This window comes from Microbacterium azadirachtae (assembly GCF_000956545.1).
Classification (GTDB): Bacteria; Actinomycetota; Actinomycetes; order Actinomycetales; family Microbacteriaceae; genus Microbacterium; species Microbacterium azadirachtae.
The window spans coordinates 13,920-31,367 of the sequence record NZ_JYIT01000072.1; the positions used below are offsets into that span (position 1 = coordinate 13,920).

Annotated in this window: 17 protein-coding genes; 12 read left to right on the plus strand and 5 right to left on the minus strand. The window is 62.4% G+C overall.

Annotated elements, in window-relative coordinates:
• The first annotated feature begins 37 nt into the window (after window positions 1-37).
• Together RL72_RS07985 and RL72_RS07990 are read left to right on the plus strand one after the other, a co-directional pair.
• On the plus strand, window positions 38-310 hold the full coding sequence (locus RL72_RS07985) for a hypothetical protein (protein WP_052674257.1): 273 nt from the start codon (window positions 38-40) through the stop codon (window positions 308-310).
• Window positions 310-936, plus strand: coding sequence for a hypothetical protein (locus RL72_RS07990; RefSeq protein WP_211256037.1), 627 nt, complete (start codon window positions 310-312; stop codon window positions 934-936). The genes RL72_RS07985 and RL72_RS07990 overlap by 1 nt, the downstream gene beginning before the upstream one ends.
• A 74-nt stretch (window positions 937-1,010) precedes the next feature.
• Here the strand turns inward: RL72_RS07990 and RL72_RS07995 are convergent, their stop codons facing one another.
• Window positions 1,011-2,126, minus strand: coding sequence for a hypothetical protein (locus RL72_RS07995; protein ID WP_045250301.1), 1,116 nt, complete (start codon window positions 2,124-2,126; stop codon window positions 1,011-1,013).
• 196 nt (window positions 2,127-2,322) lie between these two features.
• Between RL72_RS07995 and RL72_RS08000 the strand changes: the two genes are divergently transcribed.
• Window positions 2,323-2,643, plus strand: a complete 321-nt coding sequence (locus RL72_RS08000) for a ribbon-helix-helix domain-containing protein (RefSeq protein ID WP_045250302.1) — start codon at window positions 2,323-2,325, stop codon at window positions 2,641-2,643.
• 104 nt (window positions 2,644-2,747) lie between these two features.
• On the opposite strand, the gene RL72_RS19155 is transcribed toward RL72_RS08000, so the two are convergent.
• Window positions 2,748-3,167 carry a hypothetical protein gene (locus RL72_RS19155; protein WP_052674258.1) on the minus strand — a complete coding sequence of 140 codons (420 nt, stop codon included), beginning with the start codon at window positions 3,165-3,167 and terminating at the stop codon, window positions 2,748-2,750.
• A gap of 150 nt (window positions 3,168-3,317) precedes the next feature.
• Between RL72_RS19155 and RL72_RS19160 the strand changes: the two genes are divergently transcribed.
• A complete protein-coding gene (locus RL72_RS19160) occupies window positions 3,318-3,830 on the plus strand; it encodes a DUF3846 domain-containing protein (RefSeq protein WP_052674259.1) in 513 nt (170 codons plus the stop codon).
• Window positions 3,831-4,276: 446 nt separating this feature from the next.
• Window positions 4,277-4,420, plus strand: a complete 144-nt coding sequence (locus tag RL72_RS19790) for a hypothetical protein (RefSeq protein WP_156156735.1) — start codon at window positions 4,277-4,279, stop codon at window positions 4,418-4,420.
• Window positions 4,421-4,620: 200 nt separating this feature from the next.
• On the opposite strand, the gene RL72_RS08020 is transcribed toward RL72_RS19790, so the two are convergent.
• Together RL72_RS08020 and RL72_RS08025 are read right to left on the minus strand one after the other, a co-directional pair.
• Window positions 4,621-5,187: a hypothetical protein gene (locus tag RL72_RS08020; protein WP_156156736.1), complete on the minus strand. Its 567-nt coding sequence runs from the start codon at window positions 5,185-5,187 to the stop codon at window positions 4,621-4,623.
• Between the two features lie 199 nt (window positions 5,188-5,386).
• Entirely contained in the window at window positions 5,387-6,070 is a 684-nt protein-coding gene (locus RL72_RS08025) for a hypothetical protein (protein WP_156156737.1), read from the minus strand.
• A 92-nt stretch (window positions 6,071-6,162) separates the two neighbouring features.
• Between RL72_RS08025 and RL72_RS08030 the strand changes: the two genes are divergently transcribed.
• Both RL72_RS08030 and RL72_RS08035 read left to right on the plus strand, forming a co-directional pair.
• The gene (locus tag RL72_RS08030; RefSeq protein WP_045250306.1) at window positions 6,163-7,122 is read left to right on the plus strand and encodes an amidase domain-containing protein; all 960 of its coding nucleotides are present in this window, start codon (window positions 6,163-6,165) and stop codon (window positions 7,120-7,122) included.
• Window positions 7,123-7,189: 67 nt separating this feature from the next.
• On the plus strand, window positions 7,190-7,498 hold the full coding sequence (locus tag RL72_RS08035; protein ID WP_156156738.1) for a hypothetical protein: 309 nt from the start codon (window positions 7,190-7,192) through the stop codon (window positions 7,496-7,498).
• Window positions 7,499-7,571: 73 nt separating this feature from the next.
• Here RL72_RS08035 and RL72_RS08040 read toward each other — a convergent pair whose 3' ends face one another.
• Window positions 7,572-8,834, minus strand: coding sequence for a hypothetical protein (locus RL72_RS08040; RefSeq protein ID WP_045250308.1), 1,263 nt, complete (start codon window positions 8,832-8,834; stop codon window positions 7,572-7,574).
• A 124-nt stretch (window positions 8,835-8,958) separates the two neighbouring features.
• Here RL72_RS08040 and RL72_RS08045 point away from each other — a divergent pair, with 124 nt between their 5' ends.
• From RL72_RS08045 to RL72_RS08065, 5 genes are all read left to right on the plus strand, one after another.
• Window positions 8,959-9,249 carry a hypothetical protein gene (locus tag RL72_RS08045; protein WP_156156739.1) on the plus strand — a complete coding sequence of 97 codons (291 nt, stop codon included), beginning with the start codon at window positions 8,959-8,961 and terminating at the stop codon, window positions 9,247-9,249.
• A 151-nt stretch (window positions 9,250-9,400) separates the two neighbouring features.
• Complete coding sequence (locus RL72_RS08050; protein WP_045250310.1) at window positions 9,401-12,667, plus strand: helicase-related protein; 3,267 nt, start codon at window positions 9,401-9,403, stop codon at window positions 12,665-12,667.
• 2 nt (window positions 12,668-12,669) lie between these two features.
• Window positions 12,670-15,435: a class I SAM-dependent DNA methyltransferase gene (locus tag RL72_RS08055; RefSeq protein WP_052674260.1), complete on the plus strand. Its 2,766-nt coding sequence runs from the start codon at window positions 12,670-12,672 to the stop codon at window positions 15,433-15,435.
• An 87-nt stretch (window positions 15,436-15,522) separates the two neighbouring features.
• Window positions 15,523-16,320: a hypothetical protein gene (locus RL72_RS08060; RefSeq protein ID WP_045250311.1), complete on the plus strand. Its 798-nt coding sequence runs from the start codon at window positions 15,523-15,525 to the stop codon at window positions 16,318-16,320.
• Complete coding sequence (locus tag RL72_RS08065) at window positions 16,313-17,428, plus strand: XRE family transcriptional regulator (RefSeq protein ID WP_045250312.1); 1,116 nt, start codon at window positions 16,313-16,315, stop codon at window positions 17,426-17,428. The genes RL72_RS08060 and RL72_RS08065 overlap by 8 nt, the downstream gene beginning before the upstream one ends.
• The last annotated feature ends 20 nt before the right edge of the window (window positions 17,429-17,448 follow it).

Below are 17,448 nucleotides of genomic sequence, written 5' to 3' on the forward strand. Positions count from 1 at the left end.
AGCATCCCAAGTGGGATGAGGAAGCAGCAATCACAGCATGAGTATGAACTTCGAGTTCAACGAAGACGCCTTCAGAGAGATGGCAGATTCCGCAGTCCAGAAAGTCGCCGCAGAGCAGACGCAGGATCTGGAGCGGCTGCGGCAGCAGTACACGGGCCAGCCTCTGGACAGGATCCGCCCGGCGCTGCAGCAGCTGTTCGCCAAATACGACGGGTCTATCACCGAGCCGGAACTGTCCGAGTGGGCGCAGCTGATCCACGACGGTACGCGCCTCGAGATGACGCCCAGCCCGATCGATTGGAGCCGTTGATGGCGATCGATCCCGAGTACCTGAACCACCAGTTCCTCTATGTGCCGTGGGTCGGCGACGGCACCATCGACACCGTCGAGGGCGGCAAAGCCATTGGGCTCTACGTTGCCCAGCACTTCAAGGTGCGGCCGACGATCCTGACGGTGCAGAAGCAGAACGCGAACTACCACCGCGAGTTCGACAAGTTGAACGTCGTGACGGAGCGCTCTGGCTTCATCGGCGAGAACGGTGTTGTCATCGCCTGGTGCCCGACCCGCAAGGTGATGCAGAAGCTCTACGACCGCAAGAACATCGTCGTCATGGTCGAGTGGCCCAGTGATCGCTTCGATGCTTGGGCAAGGCTCGTCGGTGCCTACAACGTGGTCACTGGCGAGATCATGAGCACCGGGCTCGACGAGGCCGCGATGAAGGCGCTCGAGGGCATCGTCTGGGAAGGTTACAACGGCTGGAGCAGGGAGACCGATCGAATCCTGACGTTGGCCAGACTCCGTGAGCTTGACGAGGCGGGCGGCTACGACCGGAACATCGTGCTGCAGTACGCGGCGATGAAGCGCAGTCTCACCGGCATCGATCGGCTGGAGAAGATTCTGAATCAGTTCGAGGCAGGGCGGCGCGCGGTGGCGTAACTAACAAACCCAGGGGACGAGCCGAATTCGGCTCGTCCGCTGGGCTTTCCGTGCCCCGCCTCGAATAGACTTTGTCACGCGTGGACCTGAGTGACGGGCCACAGCTCCCAGCGATTCGCACGTCCGCGCTTCACAACGGCATCCGGGTGCGCCTTCTGAAGGTCAGAGAGGCGCTCGATCACCTCGGCGATCGGCAAGTTTCCGGCGAGCGTAGCCAAGGGCCGAGGGTTCTCCGGCGCCATTGACACAGCTTCGCCGCGGGCTGAGGCCGAGCGCACGACCTCCCAGAACTTCTCCATCTGAGCCGCGAAGAGCGGCCATTTGGGACAAGGTCGAGTTTCAAGCCTGTCGCCGCCCGAGACGTGCTGAAACCAGGGCGTGTAGCAGTCGGCGCACATCTCCTCTGCAGTGAGGATCGGTACCGCCAGCAGCGCGTTCAGGCGACGTTCCTCGAACCAGAGCTCCGACTTGAGCCCTGATTTCTCGGAGCGATTGTTCGTCGCCCTGATCTGGTCTCGCAGCCTCGATGTCGACTGCATGAGACCTTCCACTCGCTCGCGCCGCGTGATGCCGTACCAGATGAGGTTCCATTTGCGCCGGTCGCTCGGCAGCTTGCCATCCTCGTCGACGATGTCCTCTCGGTCGGCAACGATCGGGGTGAGGCAGGTGATTTCCTGCGCGGTGCGGGCGAGCTTCGCTTCGAGGTCCGCGATTTCTCGATTTCGTCTCTCAACTTGCATGGCTGGGAAACGCTCGCCGCTGCGAAATTCGGCGAGCTGCTGCTCGAAGCTCGTTTGAAGATTCTCCCGCTCGAGTAGCGCGAATCGCGCCTTCTCACGCTCGGGGTCGTAGTGCGCTTTGTCTCGTTCCCACCGCGCTTCGTCCGCGGCGTGGGCACGGTTGACCTTGCGGGTGATGGCCGCGTTGATCGCTCCGATGCGCCGCTTCGTCGGCGGGCGCCAGTCGGGCTCGCCCCGAGTCCATTCCTCCATAACTCGCTCAGCGTGATCGACTTCGGGTTTGAGCTCGTCCTCTCGCCACGGGTTCCAGCTCGTCTCGTGGAAGATGTCCATCCACCGCTGCCGCGCATTCAGGAGCTCATCGAACGTTGTGGTGCACCCAGGCAACGGCTTCCACAGTGCGCCATCGTGCTCGTGGAGCTGTTCCTGCTGGTCTGTCGTGTCGGTCACGCCACTAGCGTCGGCCCGTCCGTCTCGATGTACCAGTGAACAGACGATGACGAGATGACGTGGTTTTCACAACGTTCGCGAACGGAAGATTGACGTTTGAAATGATCGGTTCATACTGAGCGACGGTCCTCGTCGGCATGCGGCTCGTAGGAGAACCATCCAGGTTCGCCGGCCGCTCCCGATGAGGAGGCGCACCATGAGTGAGAACACCCCCGCCGAGGTGCCCTCCACGGCACTCGGCCCGATTCGTACCCTCGCGGTGCGCATCCCCGACGGATTGCGAGCGCAGCTGGACGTCATCGCCCAGCTCAACGACCGCTCCGTGACTGAAGAGATCCGGATCGCCCTCGAGACCTGGGTCGAGACCAGCAAGTCCGACCCGAAGGTGCTCGCCAGGGCCGAAACGGTGCGTGCCGAGATCGAACGCGAGGCCAAGACCAAGCAGTCCGCGATCGAGGCTATCTTCGGCGGCACGAGCGGAGCCAAGACTCCGCGGGCCAAGTCAGGTCCTGCCTGACGCCAACGCTCCCTCTCACTGGGGGAGAGGGGCGGCTGTCCCGAGGATCGAGCGATGCGCAGGCTCTCCTCGGGCAGCTGCCCAATCAACAAGATCAAGGGCTGTTACGAGCCCGGCGTGTAGTCGACGCGCACGAGAGGTGCCGCTTCGACGATCCAGTCTTCGTGGCGATTCATCTGCGCTGTGAGCGCAGCACGCTCGACTTCGTCGTCATCCAACCGGGCAACGATGCCGTCGAGGGTGGTGTTGACCCGGTCGAAGCCCCCGCGTGTTGAGTCTTCGAGGTTCTCCAGACGACCTTCGAGCCGATCAAAGCGACCTTCGAAGCCATCCAAGCGCAGTTCGATCCGATCCATGCGAGTATCTGCAGTATCGAGACGGTCGTCGACCGCATCGAAACGTGCATCGACCTGGCTGGCGAAGCTGGTGAAGACTTCCGAGAACTCGTCCATCGCCGATTTCATCGCGATGGTGACGCTCTCCGCTACTGCGTTCTTGATCGTTTCTTGTAGGTCGTCGTTCATATCTGCGCCCCATTATGGGCGTCCAGGTCACGGCTGGGAAGCCGTAGAAAATACAACGTCTCGCCCCTCACCGACTCCTCGTTGCTGCCCCGCGGCTCGTCAGAGAACCACATGGTTCTCGGCCGCGACAACAGTAAGGAGGTGGGATAGATGGTTCACGGAATCGTCATACCCGCCGACGGCGAAAGCCCGCTGCGGCGAATCGACACGACGCAACCGGATGCGATCGGGACGGCGGTCGGTGGCTTCATGGAAGCCGTCGACATCGTCGACCTCGGCATCACGGTCTACGTCAACGAGTCCGGGCTGCTGCAGCATCTGCCGTTCAATAGTCGCGTCTCGTTCCTCTGGTGGCACCACGTTCCGGCCGCACGTCGGCGGGCCATGCTCGTCGGCGACGCGGTCGTTGTAGGACTACCCGATGAGGACGGCGCGGACACCGAAGTGCCCGACGCGACACGGAAGCTGCTATTCACCGACGCGGACTACATCGTCGAGGTGCGGCCCATCGGTCAGCAGCAGTGGCAGGTTGGGTTGCCCGTTCGGCTCGAGTTCTGGGACGCTCTCATGTGGGCAGCACTGCTGCTCGAGCAGATTCCCGGGGCCGCGGACAGCCGCGTCGTTCCCGTCGAACCTCATGAAAGCGCGGCCACTGCGGCGTGACATGGTTCGCACCACATTCACCCAGGCGGCGACTGCCCGGCTTCGAGAGCCACGCGTTCTTGGCTAGAGCAGTCGCCGCCGTTTCAATGTCTGCAGGCTGTCGTGAAGGTAAGTCCACGAGCTGGCCATGCACAACCGGACGCCATAGGCGTGTTGCAGCTCGCGCGCGCCGATTCAAAGGAAAAATGGTAGGCGCGCAAATGAGTGCGGCCAAAATCGGAGCAGCCCCGTGGAGGCGATCTCAGCTCGTTCAAGATCTAGCTGCAAAATGTGGCCGGGTTTTGCGATACGCTAGCGCTGTGCGGTAGTCCGCACCCATCGAATTTATGCCGGTCATCGACCGGCTTTTTTCATGCCCCTTGGGGCTCCCCAGACGCCGCGGCCGAGTGGCCGCGGTTCTCTTGCTCAGCTCCATGCTGGGCACCGCCTCACGAGGAGGTTGCGCCATGCTCGAGATCCTTTCGGCTCTCGGTGCTGCAGCGCCTCTACTCGCGGTTATCAGCGCGTTTGTGCTGAAGCTGCTGCCGCTCGTGTCGGATCGCGTCAACAAGCGCGCCATCCGACTCAAGCGCGCCCGCCGCCGCAAGTAGGGCATTCGCAAACGCACATCACCTGGTGGGTCGGGAGAACTCTGCCCAAAATCAGGCAATCGGCGCCCGGGACGAGGGAGTCGGACCGTGCGCGCAGCTGGACGTCATCGCCCACATTAACGAGCGCTCGATCGCCGAAGAGAACCGTATCGCCCTCGACGTGACCAGCAAGGCCGGCCCTCCGCCGCGCTGAGCAGATCTCACGGGAGTCGTCGAACAACTGGCGTGTACGGCTGCCCTGTCCGGCCGACGCGATCAGGGATCGGATCAGAATAGTCGCTGACGCCGCTCGCCCAGTCCAGGGCCTCTTCCTCGATGTAGATGACTGTTCGGTGGCTCGGCTTCAGGAAGCGCGGACCAACGGCGCGAAAGCGCAGGTCACGAATACGCCACAGCGGGAGATCTGGAATCAGCTCAAGCAATCGTGACTCCGTGACGTAGGTTCGGCGCCGCAGCGTCGCAAGGTCTGCATTCTGGAACGCGTAGGCGCGATCCTCGCTCGGTGGCGGGCGGTACGCACCGAAGTGCCCATACCTCCATTCCCAGGACACGGTGCTCTCCAGCCATCGACGTAGCGCGAGCTCGTCGTAGATCACCTCACCGTCGCTGAGGACGCGCGCCGGCGGTGCGGTGATCTTCGATGGGTACGGCGCTTCGCGGCGCAGATAGTCGAGCCGCTGCGGCGTGAGACCGGGCGCGATCTGCCCTGCCTCGGCGCGAGTGATCCACACCGTTGGTGCGGGCTCGGCGTGTGCTCCGTTCGACATGCGCGGACGTTTCTCTACTTGATATTCGTGAGCATCCGATCCTGGCTGGGCCAGGATCTTGCATATGCGTGTCGAGGTCAACCTACTCAGCATCAAGGCGCCATTCGAAGCTGGCCCCGAGGCTCAAGAGGCCACCATCGTCATCGGGATGTGTGCGCTCCTGTCGCCTGCGAGTTGCAGGCGAAGCTCATCATGCGCGTCAGCGGGCGAAGAACGCGTCAGCTGCCGTCTTCGCCACTAGCGACGCCAACCAAGTCTTGGCCTTCTGGTCAAGCGCCAGACGTAACGCAGCACCCTCGATGAGCGCCGTGACGATGCCAGCGTACGCCTCGGAGTCGAACGCCTTCAGTTGGGCAACGGACGAGGCGCGGGCATAGATCGGAACTAGTGCCTTGTCATATGCGGCATACAGCCGACTCGCATGAGTGCTGATCTCCTCGTCAACAGTCCCGACAAGAGTGAGATAGCTCTGGAAGGCGCCTCGGTCTCCTGCCAATCGCAGGACATCCTGCTCCACGAAATGCGCGACCGCGGCATGTATCGCAAGGCGTCGCGCCCCGCTGTCGGTGTGTTGTGCGGCTGAGTCGACATCGCTCCGGAAGTAGCCGACCACTTGGGCGGCGTCCGAGATGAGCCGGTTGAAGCCGTGCTCGAGCGCGTCCCGTCTCAGCTTGTCTGGCGTCTTAAACGTGTGCGTGATCGATCCTCGAGAGAAGGTCCGCGGGCCGAACGCAGAGAACTGCTGAGCCCACACTCGTTCGGCCTCCTCGAGCACGCCAGGGACATCCAGGATCTGTCGCTGAGGTCGTGAAGGATCGATGATCCGATTCCACGCAGCTTCGAGCAGCACCTTCCGGGTTTCAAGACCCGCCCACTTGGTCAAGATCATCCTCCAAGTACTAGACCAGCATCGTACAGAAGTGTACGCTGATCCTGTCGTACATAAGTGTACGCACACCCGAGTTGGGAGTCGTCATGAAACGCAGTCTCCGCCTTCTCCTCACCGCTTTCGCGGCAGCAGTGGCTCTCGCCGTCGTCGGAAATGTGGTGTTGCCACTCGCCGCTCCCTCTGCGCGTGCGGCGTCGAACATCACGATCCGCTGGACGCACATCGGCATCTTCCCGAGAGCTGCCCCTTCTATGTCCGCGGCTCACGCCGGCGCGGCCGTCGCTGACGGCACGACGATCACCGTCGCTTGCGAGGGACCGGGCGACTCGGTCACCAGCGACGTCACTACCTCGACCATCTGGGAGCGGACGGTCGATGGAAAGTGGTACCCGAATGCCTTCACGGACACCGGGCATGACGGATGGACTCCGGGGATCCCGCGGTGCGACAGTGCAGCCACGGCTCAGCCCCCTAGGAACGCCGTCCCGTCGCAGCGCTACAACCGCACCGCCGCGGTCGACTGGGCAAAGGCGCATTGGAATGACAGTCCGCGTTACGACGAGGACTGCACCTGGTTCATCTCGCAGGCGCTGTGGGTCGGCGGGGTTCCGAAGGACAACCGCTGGACCGACTCGTCCTGGGACTGGTCCAACCTCACGAGCAAGTGGACGATTCCCGGTCCCACGAAGCCCGCGACGCTCGCCGACAACTTCAAGTCCTACATGAGGGATTCCGGCAAGGCGACCGTTCGCGAACTGAAGTGGAATGAGAATCAAATGCCCGATGCGCAGATCGGAGACATCATCGGCTATGACTGGGGTCACCTCCGTGGAAAGGACCTGATCAAGGGCGCTGATGGCATTCTGGATCACTTGATGATCATCACCAGCATCGACAATCAGTATCCGAATGTAACTGGCCACACGGCGAATACGCAGTCCTCCGGCTGGACGTGGAGCAAAGGTGCAGGAGACTGGTGGGAGAAGGCGTACCGCGATGCGAATGGAAATCCGCCTCGAGTGTACTTGATTCATGTCAACTATTGATCCACAATAGGTGAGATGTTTTTAGTCAAGAGCATAGGAAACAAGATCAGCCGCGAGCGTAACGCTCGTGGCTGATCTTGTTTCAGGAATTGCGCCGGAAAGCAATCTCTTGATTGCCCTTCTTGATCCCGTGCACTTCAAGAGCCCACTCAAGTCGTACGAACTGACAACTGCCCCAGTCGTCCCGCTTGGCGATGGGGGCAGCTACCTGGATGTCTCCTCGCTCGTCATCGAGGTCGCCTTTCTTGTCCTTCTTGTCTTTGCGGTGTTCCTCACGCGTCGAAAGAACGTGCGCGCGAGTCGGATCCTCATCGTTCTCGCGGTGGCCTACCCGATCATCGTTGGAAGTCTCATTGCGTTGCAGCTGAGCAATTGACGGCAGACATCTCCACGCGGATTGCCCGCCTCTGAAGTTCGCCAGGTGCCCCCCCTCGCGGTGCGCCCGACGTTCAGTTCTGATCATCCGCATCGGGCTTGGCTGCCCGGCGCAGCGGGAAGCGTTGAGCGACTCCATCTGCGAGCCGTTCGCCGGCTGACTTCGCATCGCCGAACACCTTGTTGCCGAACTTAGCGACCGCTTCCGCGCCGTCGACGCCGACCTCCACCGCCTTGTCACGGGCTTCGCCTGCGGCGGCAACCCACTTCTTCGCCTCAACTGCCTCATGCGCAGCCGCGATTCCGAGGCGCTCATTGAAGACCACGATGTCGGCCATCACTTCATTCCCTGATCGCACCACGGCCCCGGACTTCAACGGGTGAAGGAACACCTTGGTGTTGGCGAGATCCGCGGCAGCATCCATCCGAGCGAGCAGCGACTGAGTGGTCGTCGCGATCCGTGCCCGTCGTTCGTCCCGCGCGGCCTTGAGCCCACGGCGGTGCCGCTCCAGTTCCTCGGGACTGGCGTCGAGTACGCGGTCGAGCTCGAGCACACCGAGGCCGTCCTGAAGCTGGAAGCACCGCGCAAGCACGGCGAGCCATTCCTCGACGGACTCTTCGGCCGCTTCGGACACATCGGCGAGGTCGCCGACTGCCCGCTTCTTCTCGAGCTTGGTTGCAATCGCGTCGAGCTGTCGGAGCGCGTAGCCCTGTGTCGTCGCGATCGTTTGGGCTGCTCCTTGGACCTTCGACCAGGTCACCTCGGAGACCCGCCCGGTGTGTTCGCGGACGGTCATGGCCTCGTCGATGACGAAACCGACACCGATCATCTCGGCAAGCGCGGCGTCCTTCTGAGCTCGAAGGATGTCGTCGACCTTCTCGTCGATCTTGGCGAGGTAGTCGGTGATCTCCTCCATGGTCTGCTGCATCGCGAGCTGCGCCATGATGCCTGCGGCGCCCGCCAGCATTGCGGGGTTTGTCAGCATCGACCCAACAGAGCCCGGTTTGGTGAACTCGAGGATCTTGGTGATCTTGCCCTTGCTCGTCGTCGCGATCGCGCGGCTGACGCCGTCCGATGACCCCTTCATGAGGTTGGCCACCTTCATCGCCTTCGCAGAATCTTCGGTGAGTTTTACCCACCGGCCGGAGTTGGCAGCAATCTCGGATCCGGCTCTGGCGACGGCTGAGCCCGCATTGAGTGTGGAACCGAGTCTCTGCTGGAGTGCGAGATCCTTCGAAGGCACGCCAGCGGAAGCGAGGAAGCGTTCGACGGCACCTGGTTCGCCGATGACTGCCAGGCCGTCGCCGTCACCGATCAGTTCGATCTCGTCGCTCATGTGCCGTCCATTCCCCACCGACATTTCCGTAACGGCCACGCTATCGGAGGGAACGGACCGTTCCTGGGCAAAGGTCGACGTCCGTGGGGCTCTGGTGCCGGTATGGTTCGGTAGCGTCGCTACCATGCACCCGCTCTCGCCCACGCAATTGGCGACTCTTCGGAAGATTGAGCTGCATGGCCTGATCGTCCCCTCGGTCAACTTGAATGGCCAATTCGCGATGGCGTTTCTTGACTTGCCTGCTCCGGCCCATGAGGCCGTACGGGTTGCCACCGTAAGGCGGCTCGCGCGCGACGGCCTGATCGCGCCGCAAGTCCACTCACCGATGCCGGGTGAAGTGGTCATTGAATGGGAGATCACTGCGGCAGGGCTCGCGTTGCTCCACCGGGAAGAGGCTCAGGGCCACAACATGTGACCCGCCGCAGGCGGAGGAGCATCCAGAGTCTGACCTTGACACGTCTCAACCGCCGCGCCATGCGGTCGCAGTCCGATGGTGTGTCGGCGCGTCTCGCTACTCTGAAGAAGGACCATCTTCCTGGTAGGCCGGGAAGCGACGAAGGAGCGCCTTGACCCGGATATTCGACAACATTGAGCTTCGCCTTGGCGAGCACCTCCAGGCGACGCTGAAGGCCTTCAATCGCATGGATGTTGCGGTCGGGTACTTCAACCTTCGAGGCTGGAGCGAGTTCAACGAGATCGTCGCCGCTAAGGAACCGGCGGATGAGCCGTTGGTGCGCATTCTCATCGGCATGGTGTTCGCTGGCCCCGAGGAGGAAACCCTCGATCAGCTTCAGGCCACGGTCGACGGGCAGCCCCGCCCAGATGCGGACTCGCAGATCTCGAAGGAACGGAAGGCGCAGCTCCTCGAGCATCTCCGGGTGCAGCTCATGCGCGGCGCGCCCACCGCGGCAGATCGAAAGACTCTCGCCGCGCTCCGTGAGCACCTCGGGTCGGGCAAGGTCGCCGTGAAGGTCTTCACTCGCCGACCCCTGCACGGCAAGACGTTCATCTTCCACCGGGACGATCTCAACTCGCCGATCATGGGCTTCGTCGGCAGCAGCAATCTGACGGCGCCGGGGCTCAACTCGAACCTCGAGTTGAACGTCGACGTGCCGGATTCGTTTGGAGGCGGAAAGGACCTCGCCGACTGGTTTGACGCGCGTTGGGATGATCCACACAGTCGAATGGTGACGGCTGATCTGCTCGCGCTACTGGACGAGTCATGGGCTTCCGTTGATCCGAAGCCACCCTACGAGGTCTTCCTCAAGCTTTGCTACGACCTCTCGCGCGACGTGCGAGAGGGCCAGGATGAGTACTCGGTGCCGCTCGAGGTGCAGTCGGAGCTGCTCGACTACCAGGCCACCGCCGTGCGGACTCTCGCTCGCCGCATTGTGACGCGCGGTGGGACGATGCTCGGTGACGTTGTCGGGCTCGGAAAGACCATCACGGCAGTCGCTGTTTCGCTGATGCTGCGTGAAGAGCACGGCTACCTCCCGCTCGTGGTGTGTCCGAAGAACCTGAAGCAGATGTGGGAGGAATACTTCGATGCCTACGACGTGCCTGGGCGCGTCGTGTCGTACACAGAGGCGCACAACGTGCTGCCGACTATCAGCCGGTACCGGTTTGTCATCGTCGACGAGTCGCACACCCTTCGAAACGATAAGCGCCGCGATTATCAGGCCGTTCTGGAGTATCTCGAGCGCGTCGGAGCGAAAGCCCTCCTGCTCACGGCCACGCCGTACAACCGCCGCTTCGAAGATGTCGCCAACCAGCTAGGCCTTTTCATCCAGCCCGACGAGGATCTGGGTATCTCGCCCGTCAACGCGCTGGCGGCGGACCCGAAGCTCGCCGACCGCGTCGACGGCAAGATCACAACGCTGCAGGCATTCAAGCGCTCCGAAGACCCGGACGACTGGAAGCGCCTGATGAGCGAGCACCTGGTGCGGCGCACTCGGACGTTCATCAAGAACAACTACTCGGAGTCTGACGATGACGGCTCCAAGTACCTTCGCTTCGCCGACGGCACGAAATTCCGGTTCCCGGAACGGGTAGCTCGCCCCATCGACCACCCTTTCGCTGAGGGCGATCCGGCCGCGCTCATGGCCAGCGACGACACCTTGAACGCGCTCCAGAATCTCGTCCTGCCGCGATATTCGCTCATCGAGTACGTCGACGAGAAGCGTAAGTCCGAGTGGTCGGACGAGGACAAGCAGATCGTTGAGAACCTGCGCCGCGCACGAGGGCAGGTCGCGGGCTTCGTCCGGACGACGCTCTACAAGCGGCTCTCGTCGGGCGGCTACGCCTTCACCCTCTCGCTCCGTCGCCACGTTGCTCGCAATGAGCTTTTCCTCTTCGCGATTGACAACGGCTTACCGCTCCCGACCGGGACGATCCAGGAGGCAGACCTCCTGGATGACGACGACATCATCGAACACGATGTCGACGACACCGAAAGGCTGGGGGATGCTGCGGCGAAGCGCTACCAGGCACTCGCGGACGCGGCCCCGGGATATGTCACTTGGGTTCGCTCCGAACTCTTCACACCCGCCTTGCGCGAGGCCCTGCGCGTGGACAGCGAGGCGCTGTCGGACTTGCTGGCCGCCTACGGCCCCTGGGAAATCGGCCGCGACTCTAAGCTCACTGCGCTCGCGGACCTCATCACGAACGAGCACCCCAACGACAAAATACTGGTGTTCACCGAGTACAAGGACACGGCCAACTACGTCGCGGACGCGCTCCGCTCCATGGGCATTGAGAGCGTTGATGCTGCGACTGGCGACGACGAGGATCCCACTCAGCTCGCGCGTCGGTTCTCACCGCACTCCAACAAGCTGCGCGGCAATGGATCGGGCGACCTCGCGACCGACGAACTCCGCGTGCTCATCTCCACCGACGTTCTGAGTGAGGGACAGAACCTCCAAGACGCACACGTTGTCGTAAATTACGACCTGCCGTGGGCCATCGTCCGACTGATCCAGCGAGCGGGACGTGTTGACCGAGTCGGCCAAGAGTCGTCTCAGGTCTTGCTCTACTCGATCTTCCACGGATCACTCAACAACGTGTTGTCGCTCCGCCAGCGCATTGCCGATCGACTCCACCAAAACGCCCAAGCGTTCGGTTCCGACGAGCAGTTCTTCGGCTCGGAGGACGAGGTTCGCACGATAAATGACCTGTACAACGGGACGCTGGACGAAGCCGAGGACGTCGAGGACATCGACGCTGCCAGCCTTGCCTATCAGTACTGGAGCAATGCACTTGAGCAGACGCCGGAAGCCGCAGAGCGGGCACGACGGCTCCCGGATCTGGTCGACGCGACTCGGACCAAGCGCATCACAGACATCGAAGACGGCGTCGCGTGCTATGTCCGCACAGAGGCCGGCGTCGACGGATTCGGGTGGATCACTCCGGCAGGAGAGACTCGGCTTCTCACCGGGTTCGAGACCTTGCGCGTCTTCGAGTGCAGCCCGGGCGAGCCTTCGACAGCTCGTCTGCCGAACCACGACGAAATGGTCAGCGAACTCGTCCGTGGCCCGCTCGCCAACCCCGCGGTCGCGGCAGGGCGTCTGCGGGGTGTTCGTCGGCAGATCTGGAAGCGGCTGGGCGAGAGTCTCTTCGACTTTGGTGCCGACGCTTCCGCTGCGCTCGACCTCTTGTACCAGCACCCGCTGACCAACGAGGCTGATCGCCGACTCCGCAACGCTATTCGCAACGGCGCAACCGACGAGGAGTTGGCGAACCGGCTCGCCGCCCTTGCACGGGAAGACAAGCTGGTCATCGAGCGTCGTTCCGGCAACGACTCCATACGCATCGTAAGCACCATGGGAGTGAACTAAACGTGGACAGTGCCGTGCTTCTGGACCTCGTCGATCGTCGACAGTTCCGAGACCTGTTCGTCGACCACCTGGGGTGGAGCAACCCGGATCAGGCGGATCTCACGGTCGAGGTCGACGACGGCACCCACTCGCTGAGGCAGGTCGCAGGATTCAAGGGCCTGCGTGTCTGGTTTCACGATGGGATCCCGGCGCGCACCATCCAGCGACAGATCGATCAGGTGGTCGGCGCCAAGAATCTCGAGCGGCTCGTGATCTTTGCCGATGAGCACAGTCAGGCATGGCGGTGGCCCCGGCGCGCGCAGATGGGTGGCGCTAACGCGAAGCTGGTACTGCATGAGCGCCGTGTTGGGACCGATGATGCCCGGCTGGTACGCCAGCTGAAGGCCGTTGCGATCGATTTTGACGAGGACCTCACACTGGTCGATCTTCTCGCTCGTATGCGCGGGGCGTTCGACTACGAGGCCGAAACAACCGCTGCCCAGGCGGCCCGTCTCATGAGCACGCTATACACCGAGCTCGAATCGTCCGGGTGGGACCAACACAATGCGACACTCCTGCTTGCCCGTCTGCTCTTCCTGTACTTCGCAGATGATTCCGGGATGTGGAAGCATCCAGGACGGCCTGATCAGTTCCAGGCATTCCTCGTGGAGCACACTACGGCGGGGACGCTTGCGCAGGATCTCGATGCGCTGTTTGATGCGCTCAGTCATGAACAGCGTGCAGCTGACCTGCCAGAGGTAGTCCGTGAGTTCCGTTATGTCAATGGCGGCCTGTTTATCGACGACTTCACGATGGGTGCCCTCACCGAGGCGTTCCGCACTGAGCTGATCAGTGCTGGAGAGTTTGACTGGTCGGTGATTTCACCAGCGGTCTTCGGGTCGATGTTCCAGACGGTCAAGACTCGCTCTGATCGCCGCGGCGGTGGCGAGCATTACACGACCGAGACAAACATCTTGCGAACGATCAATCCGCTGTTCATGGATGGTCTTCGCGATCGGCTTAGCCGGGCTTGGGATGACCGAGGCCAACTGACGCGCCTCCACAACGATCTCGGTAAGATCCGAGTGCTCGACCCGGCATGTGGCTGCGGCAACTTCCTTATCGTCGCGTACCGCGAGCTTCGTGCATTGGAGCTTGAACTTCTTCTTCGTCAACGCGAGCTGGATTTCCACGACAAGGGCAAGGACTACGCTCAGCTTTCGTTCGACGTCACCGGGGATCTCAAAGTCAGGCTCGATCACTTCTTCGGCATTGAGATCGAGGAGTGGCCGGCACGAATCGCGGAGACTGCGATGCTTCTCGTCGACCACCTTGCGAATCAGCGCATGTCGGAGGACTTCGGCCTCGCGCCAGACCGGCTCCCGATCCGAATCGCCCCGAAGATTCACCTGGGGAGCGCCCTCGCGACTGACTGGAACGACGTCGTCCCTGCAGCGGAACTCAAGTACATCGTCGGCAATCCGCCGTTCAACGGATCGCGCACCATGAGCGCAGCGCAGAAGGCCGAGCTTCGAGCCGTTGCACACGGTGTGCGGGAGGCAGGATTCCTTGACTATGTGGCGGGGTGGTACCTGCTCGCAGCGCGAATGATGAGTGAGAACCCGAGTATCAAGTGCGCACTGGTCTCTACCAACTCCGTCGCTCAAGGAGAGCAACCCGCGATCATTTGGCGCGAGCTGTACGCCGCAGGCATGCATGTCAACTTCGCACACCAGACGTTTGAGTGGGACAACGAGTCGCCGGATGCGGCAGCAGTGCACTGTGTGATCATCGGCTACTCGGCGGACAACGCGACGCCGAAACGACTGTTCTCCTATTCGCGAGGACGTGGAGAGCCGATCGAGACGACCGTCCGTACGATCAGTCCCTACCTTACGGCGGGCATTGAGTATGCGGTCGGCAACAGGCAGTCACAGATCTCGGGGCGCCGTGAGATGGTCTTCGGCAACATGGCAGCGGACAAGGGCAACCTGCTGCTGTCGTCTTCTGAGCGCGCCACACTGCTCTCAGAATCTCCAGAGGCAGAGCCATTCATCCTGCCGTTCTACGGCTCTCGCGAGTTCATCAATGGCGTTGATCGGTTCTGCCTTTGGCTCGACGGCGTGCCGGAGGCGGCATGGCGGGCAATACCTGAGATCGCTCGTCGGGTCGACGCAACGCGAGCGATCAGGCTGGACTCCGCTCGTCCGAAACTCGCCTCGACTCCACACCTTTTTGCGCAGATCACGCAGCGTCCTGTCGCACCTTTCCTGATCGTCCCGAGGACATCCTCGGAGCGCCGTCGCTATGTGCCGATGGCATTCTTCGAGCCAGGACACGTCGCGTCAGACGGTTGTTTGGTGGTCGTCGGCGCGAGCCTCACTGACTTTGCCCTGCTGAGTAGCGAGATTCACATGGACTGGGTGAGAACAGTCGGCGGCAGGCTCAAGAGCGACTACCGGTACTCCAAGGACGTCGTCTACAACAATTTTGTATTCCCCGACGTAGAAGCTTCGGCTAGCCAGGAACTGGCACATCTGGCGGAGCTGGTGCTGAAGGCTCGCGCCGATCACGGTGACGGCCGCACGCTTGCGTGGCTGTACGACGAGGCGACTATGCCTCGCGCGTTGCGCGATGCACACGCCGAGCTAGACAAACGAGTTGATTGGCTGTACCGACGCAAGGGGTTTGCGTCAGCAGCTGAGCGCGTGGCGCATTTGCTCGAGCTGCACCAGTCGCGGGAGGCGGGATTGCTGGGCGCCAGAGAACGACGCGGACACTCGAAGTAACGCCGGTTCTGGCGCGCTGAGGCCAACATGACACGCCAGGAGTAAAAGTTACGGCATCAAATACTGACAACCGTGTAGTCTGGTCCCGTGACCGCAGAAGATGACGCCATCAAGAGCCTTCGTGGCTCGGGCCTGCTCGAAGTCCTGGAATGGGCTGCCCCTGCTGCGTTCGCGGCAACGGATCAGATCTACGACGAGGACCAAGGTCACGACCAGGGTGTCGTCGGCTACCTCAACTACAAGCACTTCAAGGACCTCGTCGACCGGGCAACCTCGAACGGTCGGTTCGTGCTCGGTGACGACGTCGACGGCACCGGTGATGACTTCATCAAGCGCGGAATCACACCGGAGGTGTTCCGCTCGATGCCGATTCTCGGGTCGGATGCCATCGCCCGAAGCGACTACAAGCAGTCTCCTGGCTGGGCGATCGCGGGCTATCGGGTGCTGCTGCAGTCGTATCCGTTCGGGAAGATCGACGAGATCAAGTGGGTGCAGCGCAGCGATGCGAAGCGTCGGGTGGCGTCACAGCAGTTCATCCGCGACAACGCTCTCTTCGACGACGAGGAGTATGGACTCGAGTCGATCGCGGGCATTCCTGATGATGACGCGTTCGAAGGGGTGACGCTGGTCGCAGCGCACGCGTTCAACCCGATCACCAAGCAGTTCGAGCTGTACATCGGGCAGAGCAAGAATCCCGAGTACCCGGACGACGCCTGCTGGCACTGGAAGCGACTGCTCCTCTCTGGAGGCACTCCGATCGGCGGCACGGGCCTGTCGGTTCCGCCGACCATGCCGAGTGGCGGCGCGTCGACCGAGGTCGAGGACCTGCCGGTGCGGATCAAGAAGTCGGGCATGGGCGAAGGGACGGGCTCCGCGAATGGCTGAGCTGCGTCGGCCGTCCCAGACGCTCGCCGCCGCAGCTTCGTTCTTCAACGGTGAACGCCTCACCATGGCTCGGCAGCTGGCCGGCCTCAAGAAGTCACACCTCGCGTCGCTGATCGAGATGTCACCGGCCTCAGTGACAGCGTGGGAGAGCGGTGCCAAGCAGCCCAATCGGGCGACCGTGGCGAAGTTGGCGCTAGCGCTCCGCGTCGAACCGCAGTTCTTTGGTGGCGGCGCACCGCCTCGGGTAAACAAGCCACACTTCCGATCGCTGCGCTCGACACCCCAGATCGCGCAGGACGAGGCGGAGGCCTACGGTCGATTCGTTGCTGAGGTCGCGGGCATGCTGGAGAACGCAGTCGAGTTCCCGGAGGCGTTACTGCCGGATCTTCCCGTCGATCCAGACGCCCGCTCAATGACACCGGAAGACGCTGCGCGAGAGGCGCGTGAGTTCTTCGGCATCGCGCCAGGCCCGGTGCAACATGTGATTCGCCTCGTGGAGCGATGCGGTGTCGTGGTGGTGTTCAGTGAGCCAGGTGTGGCGGCGATCGACGCCTACTCGCTGCATTCGGCGACGCGGCCGATTATCGTGCTCAACCCGGTGAAGGACGACTACTACCGGCAGCGGTTCGACGTCGCGCACGAGCTTGGCCACCTGATCATGCATCATGACGCGGAGCCGGGCGGCAAGGTCGCTGAGGATCAGGCCAACCGCTTCGCTTCGGAGTTCCTGATGCCGGCCGAGGAGATCGCTCCATTCCTTCCCGCCTCCACGGCCGGCAAGGCGTGGGCACAGCTTGCTGAGCTCAAGGAGTACTGGGGTGTGAGTCTGGCAGCGCTTCTCTACCGTGCCCGCGCGCTCGGAGTCATGGGTGATGTCTCGTACCGGAACGCGATGATCCGGATGTCGCAGAACGGTTGGCGCCGGGCCGAACCGGGACGGATCTCCTCGCTAGAGATGCCGTCGATGCTGCCGCGCGCCAAGGAGGTGCTCGGTGAAGCAGGCATTGACGACGCTGCCTTCTTGTTGGGTTCAGGGCTTCCGGTCGAGTTGTATGAGATTGCCGCGTCGAGGGCGCCGGTGGCTGCACGGAGTGCGGCAGCGCTGTGACGATGTTTCGGGCGCGGGGG

What these genes read in the sequence shown, in the direction of transcription:
- RL72_RS08020 (WP_156156736.1), bottom strand. Translation starts at nt 5,187, where the DNA reads ATGTCGAACGGAGCACACGCCGAGCCCGCACCAACGGTGTGGATCACT.
- RL72_RS19155 (WP_052674258.1), bottom strand. Translation starts at nt 3,167, where the DNA reads ATGAACGACGACCTACAAGAAACGATCAAGAACGCAGTAGCGGAGAGC.
- RL72_RS08030 (WP_045250306.1), top strand. Translation starts at nt 6,163, where the DNA reads ATGAAACGCAGTCTCCGCCTTCTCCTCACCGCTTTCGCGGCAGCAGTG.
- RL72_RS08000 (WP_045250302.1), top strand. Translation starts at nt 2,323, where the DNA reads ATGAGTGAGAACACCCCCGCCGAGGTGCCCTCCACGGCACTCGGCCCG.
- RL72_RS19790 (WP_156156735.1), top strand. Translation starts at nt 4,277, where the DNA reads ATGCTCGAGATCCTTTCGGCTCTCGGTGCTGCAGCGCCTCTACTCGCG.
- RL72_RS07985 (WP_052674257.1), top strand. Translation starts at nt 38, where the DNA reads ATGAGTATGAACTTCGAGTTCAACGAAGACGCCTTCAGAGAGATGGCA.
- RL72_RS07990 (WP_211256037.1), top strand. Translation starts at nt 310, where the DNA reads ATGGCGATCGATCCCGAGTACCTGAACCACCAGTTCCTCTATGTGCCG.
- RL72_RS08065 (WP_045250312.1), top strand. Translation starts at nt 16,313, where the DNA reads ATGGCTGAGCTGCGTCGGCCGTCCCAGACGCTCGCCGCCGCAGCTTCG.
- RL72_RS08040 (WP_045250308.1), bottom strand. Translation starts at nt 8,834, where the DNA reads ATGAGCGACGAGATCGAACTGATCGGTGACGGCGACGGCCTGGCAGTC.
- RL72_RS08045 (WP_156156739.1), top strand. Translation starts at nt 8,959, where the DNA reads ATGCACCCGCTCTCGCCCACGCAATTGGCGACTCTTCGGAAGATTGAG.
- RL72_RS19160 (WP_052674259.1), top strand. Translation starts at nt 3,318, where the DNA reads ATGGTTCACGGAATCGTCATACCCGCCGACGGCGAAAGCCCGCTGCGG.